We start from the raw sequence: 16,497 nt of genomic DNA on the forward strand, positions 1-16,497 counted from the left end.
CGTCGCCGTCAGTCCTCGGCCTCGACCGCCCAAGCGCCCCCCGCGCAGCGGCCTTTCACGGCGATGCCGCCGGGGCGCCGTTCGCGCCCGCTCACGAACGAGCGCGGTCCGCCGATCGGCTGTCGCGTCAGGGGCCGATCCGGAGACGCCGGCCGTACGCAGCGCAGGCCCTGGCTTTCGGTGAGTACGAAGACGATGTCCTTGAGGAGGGGCGCCGGGACCCGGCGGGCGGCGGCCTGCTCGGCGCCAACTCGCTTGATGTGAAACACCGTTCAACCATTCGCCGCTGGGCCGAATTGCTGGCCGTCTCCCCGTCCCGTGCTGCACTCTCCTCCGGCGGACTTCCGCCACCGGCGGAGCAGGAGACGATCGGTACGCAGTTGCGGCAGGCCGCCGGGCCAACGCCATCACGATCGGGGTGTCGATCGGTGATGCCGCGCCCAACGGTGCTCGCCAACACCAGCCCCCTGCACGGAACTTCACGGGCCACACCATCCGGCGGGAGGCCATCTCAGGAACTACGGTTCGCGATCGGCATTTTTGGCCCCTCTGGAGGTCGCTCCCCTGGCAGGGGGAGGTGGATCATCCGGGCGGTCGATGCCACACAGCGGCGGTCGATGCGACGTTCGGGGTATGGCTGCTGATGGACAGACGTTGAGGCCCCTGTGGCGTATGTGGTGGCGAGGATGGCCGCGCTGGGTGAGCCGGGTGGCGGTGCTGTGGGCGGCGGTTTACGGCACATTTTGACGTCACTGTGCTGCTGGCCCTGCTCGGCGTCTTCCTGCTGTGGGGACTGGTCCAATGCGGCAAGGCGACGCCGACTCCCCAGGGGACGCGCTGCTGATGGGCTGGGTCGGCATGGTCGCATTTGCCGGCTACGGCTTCGCGCTGACCATCGCGGCCCGCTCGTACTGGCACCGGACCCGTCCGATCAACCAGCTGACTGTTCACACCGAGTGACATCCGCGGCCGGTTGGCTCCCCGCCAGCTGGCCGCCCATGGGGGCCTGGAGGTGCGGGCAGGCCTGGAGCCGCCCGCCGCTGCCGAAAGCATCACCTGCCCCGGCCGCCGTCACCGTCGCAGCGGTCCTCGTGGTCGCAACCTTGACGCACCGTCCCCCTGTCTTCTGACGGCTGTTGACAGCCTCTTTCAGTGCTATATAACTTGTGACATGTGAAATGTTACTGCGCGAAGGGGGAGTGTCGTGCCCAGTGGTACAGGGCTTGACGAGCGCGTGGCCGCCGTCGTGAAAACGGCGGGGTTGGTGAGGCCTCAGAACCGGTTCTTCGCGGCGGCGAGGGCTGTTGACGTGGTCGCGGTTGCGGACGCGCTGGCCGTGGCGCGGCAGTGGGAGGCGATGACCAAGGCGTTCATGTTCACGACGATCTCGGGACTCGGCGCGGCGGCGCGGCACTTCGCGGCGCAGCAGGCTCCGGGGCGGGAGGCGTTGGCGGCCTTCCAGACGGCCTATCGGGTGATCGGCGACGATCTCGACAACCTGGCCGCCGACTTCAGCACGGTGGCGCCTCGTGGAGCGGCCGGGATCCACTACCTGTGGTGGGCGGACTCGATTGTGGCGCCGCTGGCGGAAGCGGCCGGCGAGGAGACGGCACGGGATCTGCCGGCGGGCGTCGCCAAACTGCTCGGGGCGATGGAGTCGCTGTCCACTCACCGGTTGGGCCCGGCGGTGCAGCTGCGGGTCGTGGAGGCCACGGCGTTGGACATCGCCGTCGCGTTCCGCCGCGTCTACGGCAAGGTGCTGGTCGACGGGCAGAAGCTGTTCGCCGCGTCCGACGCGCTGGTGTGGATCGACGCCCACATCAAGGCCGAGACGAGTCACGCCCAGTCGGTCAGCGACGCTGAGACCGGCATGACCGCCCTGGTCGAGAGCGAACAGGACGCCGAAGAGCTGGTGCTGCTCGCCACGGATTACGCGGCCCACTGGGCCGGCGCGCTCGACGACTTCGCCGATCAGATCTCCGCGGGCTGATCCGGGAAGGACGTACAAAGCCAGTGAACGACATCATCGACGCGGTCAACGCACTGCGCGGCTCGGTACGGCGCGACGAAGTGCGCGACGACGTGTTCCTCAAGCGTCTCTCCCATGAGCTGATCACGTCGCCGGTGCTCCGGAAGGTGCCGGCCGTCCAGGCGTTCGCCGATGACGCCCTGGCGTTCGCCGGGGATCCCCGGCTGCTCCGGACCAAGGCGCACATCAACACCCGGGCGGACAACCACATCTTCTCGCTGTTCGACGCGTCCTACTTCCCGACGCTGTCCCTGGAATTCCTGACCTACCGGACACCGCCCACCGACGAGCGCCTGGACGCCAGGTACCCCAGCCCGACCATGCCGGTGACGATCGAGCGCATGTCGAAGGGCTTCGAGGCGCGACCGGTCGTGGCGCTCTTCCCCGAGAACCACATTGACGGCCGCCAGGAGCGCGGCGACCTTGTCTTCTACTTCATCGACAAGTTCGTGGAACGGCATCTGCGCCTGACCCGGCTGCTGGCGAAGAACGTCATGGCCCAGGGATCGTTCCCGTTGGTCGAAGCCGCGGGGCCGGAAGAAGTCGAGCAGGCGTCGGCCTGGTGGGTGCGGCTGCATGAATACCACCACCGGCAGGGCGACATGCCGATTCCCGACTTCCTCCCGGTCAAGAAGCTGAAGCCGCTGGCCGGACTGGAGGAACTTCGGGTCGACGTGTCCGCGATGCTCGCCTGCCTCCATGACTCCGCGCTGCCTGAGCGTGGTGCGAGGCTCACCTACGAGTACGTCCTGTCCGAACGGCTGCTCCGCTACGCGGTCGAGGGGATACCCAGGCCCAACTACGACGCGGTGGCCTCCCAGTTGCTCTTCAACTATCTGATCGCCGCGGAGGGCATCTGGCTGAAGGACGGTCTGATCCATCTGAGCCCGGGTCTGCCGGCCGTGCTGGCCGAGTTCCTGGGCGAGATCCAGGCGATCGAACGGCACATCCACAGCGAATCCGCCGAACAGGTCCGGGACCGGCTGCTGCGATTCACCAACCGGTACACCGACTACGACGAGGAGGCGAAGGACTACCGTCACATCCCCTTCTTCGCCGAGGCCAAGCGGAAGCTGGGCGTGTGAACATGATCAGTATTCCGATCTTCCAGGTCGACGCCTTCACCGACCGGGTCATGTGGGGGAATCCGGCGGCCGTCTGCCCGCTCGAGGAATGGCTTCCCGAGCCTGTCATGCAGGCCATCGCCCTGGAGAACAATCTCCCGGAGACGGCCTTCATCGTCCGGAACGGGGACGCCTACGATCTGCGCTGGTTCACCCCGGCCACCGAGGTGGACCTGTGCGGACACGCCACACTGGGCGCGGCCTACGTCGTACTGACGCATCTGGAGCCGGGCTGGGACGAGGTGACGTTCCACTCGGCCAGCGGACCTCTCGTGGTCGCCAGGCGCGGGGACCTGTTCGGCATGACGTTTCCCGCCCTCGAATTCTCCCCGGTGGAGCCGCCGTTGGACCTGCTGCGCGGTCTGGGTCCGGTGGCGCCGTCGGCGGTCTACCGGTCCATGGACTATGTCGCGGTCTACGAAAGCGAGGCGCAGGTCCGCTCGGTGGTGCCGGACCTCGTCGCGCTCTCCGCGCTCGACCTGCGTGGTGTGGTCATCACCGGGCCGGGTGCCGAGGCCGACTTCTGCTCGCGCTTCTTCGGGCCGAAGCTGTCCATCCCGGAAGATCCGATCACCGGGTCGGCGCACTGCGCGCTCGTCCCGTACTGGGCGCAGCGGCTGGGGAAGTCCCGGATGCGCGCCCACCAGTTCTCGCCGCGGCTGGGCCGGACGCTCACGATCAGCCTCGACTGCGGCCTCGACGGGGACCGGGTCGCCTTGTCCGGCGCGGCCAGACCGTACATGGCCGGGAAGATCCGCCTGTCCGACGACGACCTCGACCAGAACCGAGAGGGATAACGTGCGCACCCAGCGAATCTTCCATGCGGTGGACTCCCACACCGAGGGCATGCCCACGCGTGTGATCACCGGCGGGATCGGGGTCATCCCCGGAGCGACGATGGCGGAACGCCGGATCCACTTCCGGGAGAACCTCGACCACATCAGGACCCTGCTGGTGACCGAGCCCAGGGGGCACGCGTCGATGAGCGGGGCGATCCTCCAGCCGCCGACCCGGCCCGACGCGGACTGGGGCGTGCTGTTCATCGAGGTGTCCGGCTATCTCCCGATGTGCGGGCACGGCACGATCGGCGTGGCGACCGTTCTGGTGGAGACGGGCATGGTCACCGTGACCGAGCCGGTCACGACGGTGCGCCTGGAGACCCCGGCCGGTCTGGTCGTCGTCGATGTGGCGGTCTCGGACGGGGTCGCACGCCATGTCACCTTGCGGAACGTTCCGGCGTTCTGCGAGAGGCTGGACGCCGAGCTCGAAGTTCCGGGGTTCGGCTCCGTCCGCTACGACCTGGCCTACGGCGGCAACTTCTACGCGATCGTGCGGCTCGACGACTACGGGCTGCCCTTCGACAGGAAGGCCAAGAACGAGATCACGGCCGCGGGGCTGGCCACCATGGAGGCGATCAACGCCACCGCTGAGCCGGTACACCCCGAGGACTCCCGGATCCGGGGCGTCCGGCATGTGTACTTCGCTGCGCCGGGGTCCGACGCCTCGTACTCCCGCCACGCCATGTCCATCTACCCCGGCTGGTTCGACCGTTCGCCGTGCGGCACCGGCACCAGCGCGAGGATGGCGCAGCTGCACGCCCGCGGCGAGCTGGAGCTCGGCGCCGATTTCGTCAACGAGTCCTTCATCGGCTCGAAGTTCACCGGCCGCCTTGTCGAGGAGACGACCGTCGCCGGCCGCAAGGCCGTCGTGCCGACCGTCACCGGACGGGCCTGGATCACGGGCACCGCGCAGTACTTCCTGTCTCCCGGCGATCCCTTCCCCGCAGGTTTCGAGCTCTGATCTCCCTCCGTAAGGCCTCGTAAGGAAGGGCACGCCCCCCATGGCCTCTGTGATTCTCGGCCGCATACCGTTCGACGGCGAACGCCTCGCCAAGGACATCGCCCGGCTCACGACCCTGCCGGTCCCGCAGGAGCCCTACCAGGTCTTCACCACGGGCACCTGGCTCAACCTCAATCTGTGGAACGCCTCCGGCGACCACGCGGACGGCTTCTGGTACGGCCACGAGCAACGTCCGGGACGTCCCACCGAGCTCCTCGACGAGGTCCCTTATCTCCGGGAAGTGCTGACCACCCGGTTCAACCTGGATCGGATGACGATGGTGCGCGGGCGCAACGTCGTCGAGTTCTCCATCATCCCGCACCGGGACTTCATCGAGGCCGGCGATGTGGCGGAGTTCTTCCGGGTGATCCTCTTCCTGGAGGACAACGAGCACGCGGTCAACTCCGACGAGGACATGGTCTTCCACATGCGGAGGGGCGAGGTGTGGTTCCTGGACGCGGCCCAGGTCCACGCGGGCATGAACATGTCCTCACGCAGCCGCTGGTCGCTCTGCCTCGACTTCGTGGCCGGTCCGGGTTTCCGTCCGGCCGACATCTTCGCCCGGCCCGAGTTCTACGACCCCGGTCTGCGGCCGGCTCTGGTGGAGCGCAAACCGGCCTCGCCGGAGCTGCCGGAGCGGCTGCGTGCCCTGAGCACCGTCGTCTCCCGGCACAACATCAAGGACATCGCCTTCCTGCTGGGCCGGATCCACTTCACCGAGGAGGTGCCGATCGGTGCCTCCTGGGACTGGCTCATCGACATCACTCGGGAGTCCGGCGATCCGGAACTGATCGACATCGCCGAACGTGCCAAGAAGTTCTTCGTCCTCTCCCGTGAAGTCGGCGAGGACTTCACCTTCCTGCCGGGATGAGCGCGGCCGACAAGGACCGGTTCTCGCGTCCCGAGCTGCTGGAGCACATCACCGAGGTCTGGGCAGACGTCCTGTCGCTTGATCGGATCGAGCCCGACCAGGACTTCTTCGAACTCGGCGGCCATTCGCTGGGGGCGATGCGAGCCGCGGCCCGGCTCGGGGACGAACTCGGCTGCGACCTGTCCCTTCGGGTGATCTTCGAGCACCGCACGATCAGCGCCCTCGCTGCCGCGATCACGAATGCCGGGGTGCCGGAATGACGGGCCTGGGCACCATGTTCCGTGCGGTCGTCACCGCGACGGACTTCGAACGTTCCGTCGCCGAGTTCCAGTCGGCCTGGTCGGAGGGCCACCGCGAAGCCTCCGTTCCGGTGTGGATCGGCGCGCGCTCCGACCTCAGGGCGTCGCTCGATCTCGCGGCGGGACTCTACAGCTCCCTGAGGCAGCCGCCCGAGTGCGCGGCGGGAGTCGTCCTGGGGGACGTGCCGCAGGCGATCCGCTCGTTCGCCCGTCCGCTGGCGCGGCATTGGACGGACGGTGCGCCGCCCGAGGGCGGAGGTTCGCTGATCGTCCTCGGCCGCTATGCGGACCTGCGGATGGAGGTTCTCGGCCCGGCGCTGGTGGACGCCTACCGCCGTGGCCGGGACGTCTTCCTGCTGACGGGCCGTGACCTCCACTCGATCACGTGGACGATCGCCAAGCAGTACGGCGAAGTGGCCGCCGAGGGTGGGACCGGGCTGTTCACCGATCTCGACACGGAGCCGGTGTCCACGTCGGCGACCTACTACGACTCGCGGACACTGGGCGGCGCGGATCTCACCCGCATCGCGGCGGAACGTGTCTGGAAACGCGTGCTGGTCAGCGGTCACGGCACCGAGGACAGCATCAACCTCGGCGCGCACACGGTGTGCGGGCTCAGCCCGGTCGCCGCCCCGGAGCGGCCCGGCCCCACGTGCGCCTACGGCCGGGGCTGCCACAAGCCCGACGACAAGCTGATCCCCGCACATCGAGTCCGTGCCGCGGAGCTCGTACTCAGCGGCTGCGACAGCGGCGCCCTGGCGGATCTCGCCTCCTACAGCCCCCGCTACCAACTGCTCCTGAACGCCGTCGACGGCCCCGCCCAGACGGTGGTGGCCGCGCTGTCCATGCACCAGTCCGCCCGGGTGGAGAACCTCGTCTGGCTGGACTCCGCCGACAGGGGCGGGAGCACCGCCCGGCTGCTGAACGCGAGCCTGCGGACCATGCACCCCTATCCCACGTTCATCCAGGTGGGGCTGCCGAGTTCGGCCTATCGTGATACCGGGCCACCGGCTGCCGCTCCGGCTCCCCGGGAAGAACCGTATGGGCTCGTCCGTGACCTCAGCTCGCGGGCCCGCGGCTTCCTGATGACCGGCATGCTGCCCGCCGCGCATCCCCTGCGGGAACGGTTCGAGCGGCTGGCGGAGAAGACCGAGACGATGGCCGCACGGCCGGTCATGGGCCTGGCCGCGGAAAGGTCGGCCTTCCTGCACTCGCTCGAAGGCGACGCCCAGTCGCTCGACCAGGCGATCGCCGTACGGATCGCGGAACGCCCCGACGACGGACTCGCCGGGTTTCCTCGCTTCTTCGGCGACCGCAGTACGGTCTCGATCCCGGACGCGACGACCACGCCGTGCGTCCTGTGCGGGCGGACCGCTTGGCAGTATCCGCGCCGCGGGTTCACCGCCCGGGTGCCCCTCACCACCGCGCACGTCTGCCTGAGTTGCGGTCCGGTGGGATACACGATGGAGGGCGGGGCACGGCTCGACGCGAAGGCCGCCGCGACGGTCTCCGCCGGAGCGACGCTACGCATCGAGGCCGCGGTCGAGTCGCCGCGACCGGGTCCGGTGCAGGTGGGCGTGAGCGTCCCCTGGAGCCTTCGGGCCGCGGTACTTCCGCCGGTGCACAGTGTCCGGCTCGGCCGCGGGGAGGGCCGGAGCGTCGTCTTCGAGGTGCGTCTCGACGCGTCGGCTCCGCCCCAGGAACACCACTTCACCGTCTTCGGAGTCCAGGATCTCGCGATCTCCCTGCTGCGTTGTCCGTTCGCTGTCCTGCCACCCGGGGAGGCATAGGTGGACAGCACCCTCCATGCGGCGGTGGCCCGCCAGGCACGCGAAAGGCCGGATCATCCGGCGTTGGTCGAGCGTGGTGCCGCTGTCAGTTATCGCACCCTCGACCGGGCGGCCGATCACTTCGCGTCGGTTCTCACGGACCTCGGCATCGGTCCGGGGAGCCTGGTTCCCGTCATCCTTCCCCGGTCCACCCGCCTGGTCGTCGTCCAACTCGCGCTGCTGAAGTGCGGGGCCGCCTATTCCGTGTTCGATCCGGGCTGGCCCGCCCAGCGGCTGGAGTCGCTGCGCGGGCGCCTGCGGGCGCCGCTGGCCGTCGCGGACTCGAAGGCATACGGCTTCCCGGTCTGGACTCCGCCCCGGGAATCACTGCGGGAATCCGCGGACCGGGCGGCCGCACCAGTACGAGCGGACGCCGACGGCTCCTCGCCCGCGATGGTGATCTTCACCTCGGGAACCACCGGCGTACCCAAAGCGGTGGTCCTGCCGCACCGGGCGGCGCTGCGGCTGTTCCGCGGCGACGGGCCGGTGTCCTTCGGCTCCGATCACGTCATGCCGCAGGTGTCGAACGCGGCATGGGACATGTACGCGCTGGAGGTCTGGGGAACTCTGGTCGCGGGTGGGACCTGTCTCCTCCCGGACGACCAGTTCTTCCTCCCGGAGTCCCTGCGCGCGGCCGTCACCGAGCACGGCGCGAACGCGGTGCACCTGCCGACCGCCCTGTTCAACCTGTTCGTCGATGTGGACCCCGGCTGCTTCACCGCCCTGCGGACGGTCTTCGTCAGCGGCGAGGCGATGTCCGGGGCCCACGCGGCCAGGTTCGTACGGGCCCATCCGGCGACCCCGCTGGTGAACTGCTACGGACCCGTCGAATGCTGCATGTTCGTCTCCGCCCACCGCGTCTCCCTGCGGGATTGCCACGAGCCCGAGGGCGTCCCGCTGGGAACGGCCGCGCCGGGGACGCGGATCTTCGTGATGGCCGACGACGAGGTGTGCCCTCCCGGGCGGGAAGGCGAGATCTGCGTGGCCGGCGAAGGACTGGCCGCGGGCTACCTGGAACAGGACGAGCTGACCGCGGAAAGGTTCCGCACCGCGGGGATCGAAGGCGTTCCGACCAGGGTGTACCGCACCGGCGACCAGGGGCGCCTGGACGACGACGGCAACCTGCGCTACCTCGGCCGCAAGGACCGCCAGGTGAAGCTCCGCGGCTTCCGCGTCGAACCCGCCGAGGTGGAGCACGCCGGTCGCTCGGTGCCGGGAGTCCTCAACTGCGCCGCGGTCCCGATCCGCGAAGCCGACGGCGGCTATCAGTCGATGGTGCTGGCCTACACGATGCGACCGAACCGCGAGGCCGACTCCCCGGACCCGCTCGGAGTGCGCTCAGCCCTGGCTGCGGTGCTCCCCGAATACCTGGTGCCCGCCCGTGCCGTGGCTGTCGACGCCCTGCCGCTGACACCGAACGGAAAGTTGGACCGTGCCGCCCTGGAGGACTGGGGGAGCACGCATCACAGGAGGAACAATCATGGCTGAGAGCCAACCTCGCCTGCTGCTCGTGGGTCTGGACCGATACACCCTCGACGCGTGCGTCCGGCTGGGCGTGGAGGCCGCCGTCGTCTGCGGCGCGGCCGCCTGGGACGACGGGCTCATGAGCATCCCTCCCGAGCTCACCGTGATCAGGGTGGACGACCAAGTCAGCGTCGAGGCCGTGCTGATGGCGCTGCGGCGGGCCGGGCTGGGCGCCGACGACTTCGACGCGGTACACACCTCCGACGAGTACTCCATGGTCACGGCAGGGATGCTTGCCCGTCACCTCGGCGTGCCAGGGCTCGATCCGGAGACGGCGGTGCGCTTCCGCGACAAGTCCATTCAGAAGGCCGTGGTGCGCGGTGCCGGGCTGCCTGCCGCACAGTGCGTGGTCGTCGAGGACGTCTTCTCGGTCTCCGACATCCAGGAGTTGCCCTTCGCGCCCGCCGTGCTCAAGCCGGTAGCCGGTGCCGCCACGGCCCTCACCACGTCGGTCAAGAGCGTCGATGACCTCCGGGCGCGGGGCGAGGAGTACCGGCGCAAGCAGACCGGTCAGCGCACGTTCGTGCTGGAGGAGCACGTCGTCGGCGACGAATGGTTCGTGGACGGCATCGTCTTCGACGGGGAACTGCTGTTCCTCGCCGTGGGCGCCTATGGGGATCCGTGCCTCACCGCCATCGAGAGCGGGCAGCCTCTGTGGCTGCGGCACTTCGACCCGGCCGAGGAAGGCTGGGCCTACGAGAAGGCGCGGGGCCTGGTGGGATCCGCGCTCGATGCGCTCGGGCTTCGGGACGGGTCGTTCCACATGGAGCTCTTCCACGACGGGCCTTCCGGAACGCTGACGTTCGGCGAATGCGCCGCCCGTCGTGGTGGTGCGCTGATCCACGAGCAGATCCAGGCGAAGTTCGGGGTGAACATCGCCGAATGCGCTGTCCAGATCGCGCTCGGACGTCGCCCCGCGATCGATGCCAAGGTCAGACCGGACGTCTTCGGAGGCTGCTACCTGCCCGTACGTCCGGGGACGCTGCTCGACTGCCCGACGGCGGCCGATCTACTGGCCCTGCCGCAGGTGGAGTTCGCCCGGATCGAGCACCCCGTCGGCACCCACTTCCCGGCCGGGCCGGCCCACACCAGCCAGCGGGTGGGACAGTTCATGGTCATGGCGGAGTCGGTCGAGCAGCTCACCGGACGCTTCGACGAGGTCAGGCGATGGTTCGACGAGCGCCTGTGGGTGCTTCCCGACGGCCTTACCACCAGAGGCAGGCGGGAGTTCCAACGGGAATGGCGGCCTGACGCCGACTTCGGAGACACCTTGTGGCGGTGACGACAGCCCTGCTGCCGGTCGGCAGGGGCCAGCGTGTGGTCGCGCTGACATCCTTCGTGCACAGCTTCGGCACAGGACTGTCGGTCGCGGCTGGTGCGCTCTTCTTCACGCGGATCGTCGGTCTGCCCGCCTCCCAGGTCGCCGGCGGTCTGTTCGCCGCGGCGATGACGGGCTTGGGCGCGGGTGTGTATGTCGGCCGCTTGGCGGACCGGTGGGGGCCGAAGCGCGTCCAGATCGCGGTCGCGGTGTGCGGCACGGTGGTGAACACCGGTCTGCTGCTGGTCCACACGTTCTGGACCTATCTCCTGGTCTCCATGTTGTCCGGTGCCGTGGTTGCGGCGAGCTGGTCCACACTGGCCCCGCTCGTCCGCGGCTTCGGCGGGCCGACGCCGGTCGTCTTCCGCGGCTATCTGCGATCGGTGGGCAATCTCGCGATAGCGCTCGGCGCCGTGGCAGCGGGCTTCGCCATCCAGCTGGACACCAGGGCGGCCTTCCTCACCGTCATGATCGGCCGGTCCCTGACGTACCTGGTCTCCGGCCTGATCCTCCTGTGGCTTCCGTCCTTCACCCTCGCAGACGCCGGTAGCACCGACCGCGGCTGGGCGGCCCTGCGCGACCGCACCTATCTGGCCGCGACGGCGGTCAACGCGGTGATGTCCCTGCACTTCGCGGTTCCCACGTTCCTGCTTCCGCTGTGGATCGCGGAACACACCTCCGCTCCCCGGTGGACGATCTCCGCGATGCTCGTCCTCAACACGATCCTGGTGGTCGTCCTTCAGGTCCGCTTCAGCCGGAACGTCGGCGACGTGCCGTCCGCGGGACGCGCGATGCGCTGGGCCGGCATGGCCCTGTCGGCAGGCCTCGTCCTGATGGCGCTGGCCGAGAAACCCCCGGGCCGGCTGGCCATCCTCCCCCTGGCGGCAGGAGTGGTCGCCTACACTCTCGGCGAGATCTGGCACACCGCTGCCTCGGCCGAGTACTCCTTCGGCCTCGCCCCAGCCGACGCGCAAGGCCAGTACGCCGGAGTCTTCGGCCTGGGCCACGGACTGGCCGAGGGAGCGTCACCAGCAGTCATGAGCGCCCTCCCGCTGGCCCTGGGCCTCCCCGGCTGGCTGGCCCTCGCCGCCCTCCTCCTGGCCACAGGTCTGGTCTGCCACTCCTTAATGACCCACGTCTCCCGCCCAACCCCCACCTCCAAGGCTCCAGCCCGCGAACCAGACTTCACCTAGCCTCGCCGTTTCGGTTGAGGGGACGAGGTGCGCTGGGTCGTCAACTCGTGGGTGACCGGGACGTTTTCGTTGCGGGGGCATGGCGGGGTGCCGGCGCGGGAATCCGGTGTCTCCTCGGGTCGTGGGCGAGCAGGTGAGCCCGGCGTGCGGCTGACGGCGAGCCCGCCGACCGGCCGATGGGCGGCCTGCAGGCGGCAGCCCCGCACCGCCGGCCGACAGCCCAGCCCCTCAGGCCCGGCGAACCGGCCGCCTCCGCTGAGCCATTCCCCACCCCCTGATTCCCTTATCGAGGAGCAGAGTTCATGAACGAGGCCAGGCCGGCCGGTTCGGCGGGGACCGGTCCCCGGCGACACGATGGCCGAGCGCCGCCGGTACGCCGTGGAGCACCTGGACGACCTGCGCCGGTTCCTGGTCGCCGAGCCGCGCGGGCACTCGGCGATGAGGGGACCCGAGCGGCCCGTTCCCGCACGGACTCGTGCTCCAGCGCCGATACGTCCTCAGGACGATCCGATGGACAACCCCGTCAGACAACCCGTACGTATGCACCGGAGGGGCCAGCATGTCCCGTTCAACTCCAGTAATACCCCGCGAGAGAAGCGCCCCCAGTGCGGGACTGTTCTCCCGGGAAGGAATCTTCCGCCTCAAGCCGGTGGACACCGGCGAAGAGGAGACCAGCGGTGGGCTGAAGCGCACCATGGGGCTGTGGCAGCTGGTCGCGCTCAGCCTGGGCGGCCTGGTCGGCGCGGGAGTGTTCTCGCTGGCCGGGGTGGTTGCCCACCAGGACGCCGGGCCCGGCGTGATGATCTCCTTCCTCGTCGCGATCATCGCCAGCGGTGCCGCGGCACTGTGCTACGCGGAGTTCGCCGGCACGATCCCCAAGGCCGGCTCCGCCTACACCTACACCTACGCGGCGCTCGGCGAGATCGTCGGCTGGGCGATCGGCTGGGACCTGCTGCTTGAGTACACCGCCATTGTGGCGGTGGTGGCCATCGCGGTGTCCGGCTACTTCTCCTACATCCTGGAGCACGCCGGGGTCGACCTGCCGTCCTGGGCGCTCGGCGCGCCGGGCACCGGAGCCGGCCACCGAGTCGACCTGTTCGCCGCCCTGCTGTGTCTCCTGCTGGCGTTCGTGCTCTCCCGGGGCACGAAGGAATCCGCCCGCTTCGAGACCGTGCTGGTGGTCGTGAAGCTCGTCATCGTCGCCATAGTGATCGTCGCCGGGGCCTTCCACATCTCGGCCGGCAACTACAGTCCCTTCCTGCCGTTCGGCCTGGGCGGGGCGTTCACCGGCGCCGCGACGACGTTCTTCGCCGTCTACGGTTACGACGCGATGAGCGCGGCGGCGGAGGAGAGCGCCGACGCCAAGAAGGTGCTGCCCAAGGCGATCATGGTGTCGCTGGGCATCGCCGCGGTCATCTACCTGCTGGTCTGCGTGGTGCTGCTGGGCATGCAGAACTACAAGGACATCGACGTTTCGAGTCCGTTCTCCAGCGCGCTCGCCTCGGTGGGCCTGGGCGGTCTCGGCATGGTGGTCGCGATCGGCGCCATCGTCGGCATCACCACCTCCGCGTTCGCCAACATGCTGGCGGTCTCCCGTATCTGGTTCTCGATGAGCCGCGACGGTCTGCTGCCTCGCTCCTTCGCCCGCAACCACCCCACCCGGCACGTCCCCACCAGGGTGATCTGGCCGGTCGGCGTCGGCTCGGCACTCATCGCCGGGTTCCTGCCCATCAGGGAGGCCGCGGATCTCACGAACATCGGCATCCTGATGGCGTTCATCGTGGTGGCGATCGCTGTCGTCGTCATGCGCCGGACCCGGCCCGACCTGCCACGCTCCTTCCGCACGCCGCTGGTGCCGCTGATCCCGGCCGTCGGTGTCGCCTTCTCGGTATGGCTGATCAGCAACCTGGACTGGGTCACCTGGGTGCGCTTCGTGGTGTGGATGGCGCTCGGCCTGATCCTCTACTTCCTTTTCGGCTTCCGGCACTCGGAGGAGAACAAAGCCCGCGAGCGAAATGCCCCTGAGCGGAGGATGTAGCGGGGCGTGGGCGGTACCCAGCCCAGCTGGAGGGCCTGGCCCAGGTCGTCGCGGTTGGCCCAGTGCTCGATCAGCTGCCCGTCGGCGATGCGGCACCAGTGAGTCTGTGTGACCGAGAAGCTCTTCCCGGTCGCGGGGAACGCCCCCGAGGGGCGGGCGTTCTCGTCGTACGTCACGAACGTGCCGGTGTGGCGACCCGACATGGTGGTGTGCAGGACCACCAGGTCTCCCTCGGTCACCCCCTCGTCGATCGTCCACCCCATGTCGCAGTAGGCGGCCCGCAGCCAGAGTGCCCCGGCGTGGAAGGCGCGCGGTCCACGGCCGCGGGCCGCCGCCGGCTCCGCTCGGCTCTCGCGGTTGACCGCATCGGGGTGGATGAACGTCTCGAAATCGGCGAGGCTGCCCTCGGCCATCATCCGCACACAGCGGATCGCGATGTCGCGTGTGGTGAGCTGGGCATCGGTCATGCTCTCGTCCTGTTCCTGGGGCGCATGTCGTTCACTCTGACCGGTCGGCATTTCACGCTGCTTACACGCAACGCGCGCTCTGCGGGAGGCGCGTCACGGCCGGGCGGACAGCGCCTCGGCCGCGCCGGTGAACCGCGCGACAATCTCCTCCCAGGCCATGGGGCCGCCGCTTTCCACCGGCGGGAGTGACGCGACCAGCCGTGTCACCCGGTCCTCCAGACTCGGTCCGCCGAACCGCATATAGCGGCCCGGGTCGGTGCCGTTGCGTTCGCCGTGGTCGACGACCGCCGCGTACAGCTTGGCCGCCGACTGCGGAGCACCGAGGAGGGCGAGGGCGAAGACGCCCGCGTACAGGGCCCCGAGTTCGTCGGACCCATTGGGTTGCTGTTCGAACACGGCCACCGCGCGCACCAGCAGATCCAACGCCCGGCGTGCCCCCGCCCCTGCCTCGGCTTCCTGGTCATCGGCCAGCACGTACCGGGCCAGTTGCAGCTCCACCGCCGTGCCGTCCTCGCCGTCGATCGGCAGCGGCGCCAGCGTGAGCACATGCTCGCCGTCCAGGCCCAGTGCCCGACGGCTGGTCGCCAGGATCCGCAGCCCGGGACACCGCGCCAGCAGGGGCAGTACGACATCGGCGAGTGCGTCGGTGAGGTGCTCGCAGTTGTCCAGCACCAGCACCTCGTGCCGACCGGCGAGCACACGGGTGGCCGCGGCGAGCGGATCGGCGGCGGTGGGTGTCCCACCTACGGCTACGGCGATCGTGGGTGCGACGACTTCCGGGCTGCGGAGGTTGGCCAGCCGTACCAGCCGGGCGTCGGCGCGGTCGGCGACATACTCGACGGCGAGGCGGGTCTTGCCGACTCCGGCCGGGCCGGTGATCGCCACCAGCCGGGATTCGGCGAGTGCCGCGTCCAGCAGGGCCAGCTCGCGCGCTCGGCCGATCAGCCGGGTCAGGGGACGGGGAATCACCGGGGGCCGGGATTCCGGGTCGGCGGACGGCGGTTCGTCCGGTCGTGCCGGTCCCGGCACCATCAGCAGGCCCGGGTCGTGTGCGAGCATGCGCTGCTCCAACGCCCGTAACGCCGGGCCCGGTTCGGCCCCCAGCTCCTCGACCAGCAGGCCGCGCACGCGCCGTAACTCCGCCAGGGCGTGCCCTTGCCGGCCGCTGCGGTACAGGCCCAGCGCGAGCAGTTCCCAGCGCCTCTCACGGTACGGCGCCTCGATCACCGACTGACTCAGCGCCGCGACCGCGCGAGCGGTGTCCCCAAGCGCCAGCCGCGCGGCCTGGAGCTCCTCCACCGCGACCTCCCTCAGCTCCGCCATCCGCGCCCGCAGTCCGCACACGTGCAGCGACTCGCCCAGCTCCGCCCACGGACGGCCGCGCCACAAGGCCAGGGCGGACTCCAGGGCCCGTACGGCATCGGACGGGTCGGCATCGGTGAGCGCCCCCACGCAGCGCTCCACCTGCTGCTCGAACAGGCCGTGGTCGGTCGCCTCCGGCGCCAGCGAGAGCCGATAGCCCTGCGGGGTCGATTCCAGGAACCGGCGTTCCCCCGGGCCCAGCGCGCTGCGCAGCCGATGCACCGTGACCCGGATCGCGTTCGTGACCTCGGCGGTCAACTCGGCGTCCCAGACCAGTTCGGCCAGCGTCGACAGTGACACCGGTGACCCCGTGCCGGCTGCGAGCGCCGCCAGCAGCCTGCGGGGAATCGGACCGCCGAGTTGCGCCGCCGCACCGTCGATCTCGACCTGGATCGGGCCGAGGACCCGGCAGAAGATCACCGTCTCACCGCCCCCGTGGGCCGGAACATCAGCGGCTCCCTTCGCGCATCTCCCGGGCCCGACGGCACGAGGGCCATCAGCCGGTTGAAATCCGGAAAAGTTGTAAGCCGGTTGAAATCCCGCCCCGCCACCGTGAGGAACGCCCTGCACAGCACCACTGAGACGCACATCCCCTCAGCCTGGG

Annotated in this window: 15 protein-coding genes and 1 pseudogene; 13 read left to right on the top strand and 3 right to left on the bottom strand. The window is 69.6% G+C overall.

Annotated features, from left to right (window positions below; translation table 11 throughout):
- Window positions 1–8 precede the first annotated feature (8 nt).
- Complete coding sequence (locus ACIBK6_RS22850) at window positions 9–269, bottom strand: hypothetical protein (RefSeq protein WP_399053146.1); 261 nt, start codon at window positions 267–269, stop codon at window positions 9–11.
- Between the two features lie 532 nt (window positions 270–801).
- Between ACIBK6_RS22850 and ACIBK6_RS22855 the strand changes: the two genes are divergently transcribed.
- From ACIBK6_RS22855 to ACIBK6_RS22915, 13 genes and pseudogenes are all read left to right on the top strand, one after another.
- Window positions 802–960, top strand: a complete 159-nt coding sequence (locus ACIBK6_RS22855; protein ID WP_399053148.1) for a hypothetical protein — start codon at window positions 802–804, stop codon at window positions 958–960.
- Between the two features lie 244 nt (window positions 961–1,204).
- Window positions 1,205–1,990, top strand: coding sequence for a DUF6202 family protein (locus ACIBK6_RS22860; protein WP_399053149.1), 786 nt, complete (start codon window positions 1,205–1,207; stop codon window positions 1,988–1,990).
- Between the two features lie 23 nt (window positions 1,991–2,013).
- Entirely contained in the window at window positions 2,014–3,114 is a 1,101-nt protein-coding gene (locus tag ACIBK6_RS22865; protein ID WP_399053150.1) for a DUF6421 family protein, read from the top strand.
- Between the two features lie 2 nt (window positions 3,115–3,116).
- Window positions 3,117–3,950 (top strand): PhzF family phenazine biosynthesis protein, encoded by an 834-nt coding sequence (locus ACIBK6_RS22870; protein ID WP_399053287.1) that lies wholly within the window; start codon window positions 3,117–3,119, stop codon window positions 3,948–3,950.
- Window position 3,951: 1 nt separating this feature from the next.
- Window positions 3,952–4,953 (top strand): proline racemase family protein, encoded by a 1,002-nt coding sequence (locus ACIBK6_RS22875; RefSeq protein WP_399053151.1) that lies wholly within the window; start codon window positions 3,952–3,954, stop codon window positions 4,951–4,953.
- Window positions 4,954–4,993: 40 nt separating this feature from the next.
- Entirely contained in the window at window positions 4,994–5,863 is an 870-nt protein-coding gene (locus tag ACIBK6_RS22880) for an aspartyl/asparaginyl beta-hydroxylase domain-containing protein (protein ID WP_399053152.1), read from the top strand.
- Window positions 5,860–6,123: an acyl carrier protein gene (locus ACIBK6_RS22885; protein WP_399053153.1), complete on the top strand. Its 264-nt coding sequence runs from the start codon at window positions 5,860–5,862 to the stop codon at window positions 6,121–6,123. Before ACIBK6_RS22880 ends, ACIBK6_RS22885 begins: the two co-directional genes overlap by 4 nt.
- On the top strand, window positions 6,120–7,952 hold the full coding sequence (locus tag ACIBK6_RS22890) for a hypothetical protein (protein WP_399053154.1): 1,833 nt from the start codon (window positions 6,120–6,122) through the stop codon (window positions 7,950–7,952). Before ACIBK6_RS22885 ends, ACIBK6_RS22890 begins: the two co-directional genes overlap by 4 nt.
- Window positions 7,953–9,479: an amino acid adenylation domain-containing protein gene (locus ACIBK6_RS22895; RefSeq protein ID WP_399053155.1), complete on the top strand. Its 1,527-nt coding sequence runs from the start codon at window positions 7,953–7,955 to the stop codon at window positions 9,477–9,479. It begins immediately after the preceding gene.
- Window positions 9,472–10,797 carry an acetyl-CoA carboxylase biotin carboxylase subunit family protein gene (locus ACIBK6_RS22900; protein WP_399053156.1) on the top strand — a complete coding sequence of 442 codons (1,326 nt, stop codon included), beginning with the start codon at window positions 9,472–9,474 and terminating at the stop codon, window positions 10,795–10,797. The genes ACIBK6_RS22895 and ACIBK6_RS22900 overlap by 8 nt, the downstream gene beginning before the upstream one ends.
- Window positions 10,794–12,026 (top strand): MFS transporter, encoded by a 1,233-nt coding sequence (locus tag ACIBK6_RS22905; protein WP_399053158.1) that lies wholly within the window; start codon window positions 10,794–10,796, stop codon window positions 12,024–12,026. Before ACIBK6_RS22900 ends, ACIBK6_RS22905 begins: the two co-directional genes overlap by 4 nt.
- Before the next feature lie 348 nt (window positions 12,027–12,374).
- A pseudogene (locus tag ACIBK6_RS22910) lies at window positions 12,375–12,461 on the top strand (hypothetical protein); the annotation flags it as partial.
- Window positions 12,462–12,585: 124 nt separating this feature from the next.
- Window positions 12,586–14,064 carry an amino acid permease gene (locus tag ACIBK6_RS22915; protein ID WP_399053159.1) on the top strand — a complete coding sequence of 493 codons (1,479 nt, stop codon included), beginning with the start codon at window positions 12,586–12,588 and terminating at the stop codon, window positions 14,062–14,064.
- On the opposite strand, the gene ACIBK6_RS22920 is transcribed toward ACIBK6_RS22915, so the two are convergent.
- Entirely contained in the window at window positions 13,989–14,531 is a 543-nt protein-coding gene (locus tag ACIBK6_RS22920) for an ester cyclase (RefSeq protein ID WP_399053160.1), read from the bottom strand. The genes ACIBK6_RS22915 and ACIBK6_RS22920 overlap by 76 nt on opposite strands.
- A 93-nt stretch (window positions 14,532–14,624) precedes the next feature.
- Window positions 14,625–16,313: a BTAD domain-containing putative transcriptional regulator gene (locus tag ACIBK6_RS22925; RefSeq protein WP_399053161.1), complete on the bottom strand. Its 1,689-nt coding sequence runs from the start codon at window positions 16,311–16,313 to the stop codon at window positions 14,625–14,627.
- Window positions 16,314–16,497: the final 184 nt, after the last annotated feature.

The sequence above is a fragment of the Streptomyces sp. NPDC050485 genome, from assembly GCF_044458185.1.
In the GTDB taxonomy this organism is placed as follows: Bacteria; Actinomycetota; Actinomycetes; order Streptomycetales; family Streptomycetaceae; genus Streptomyces.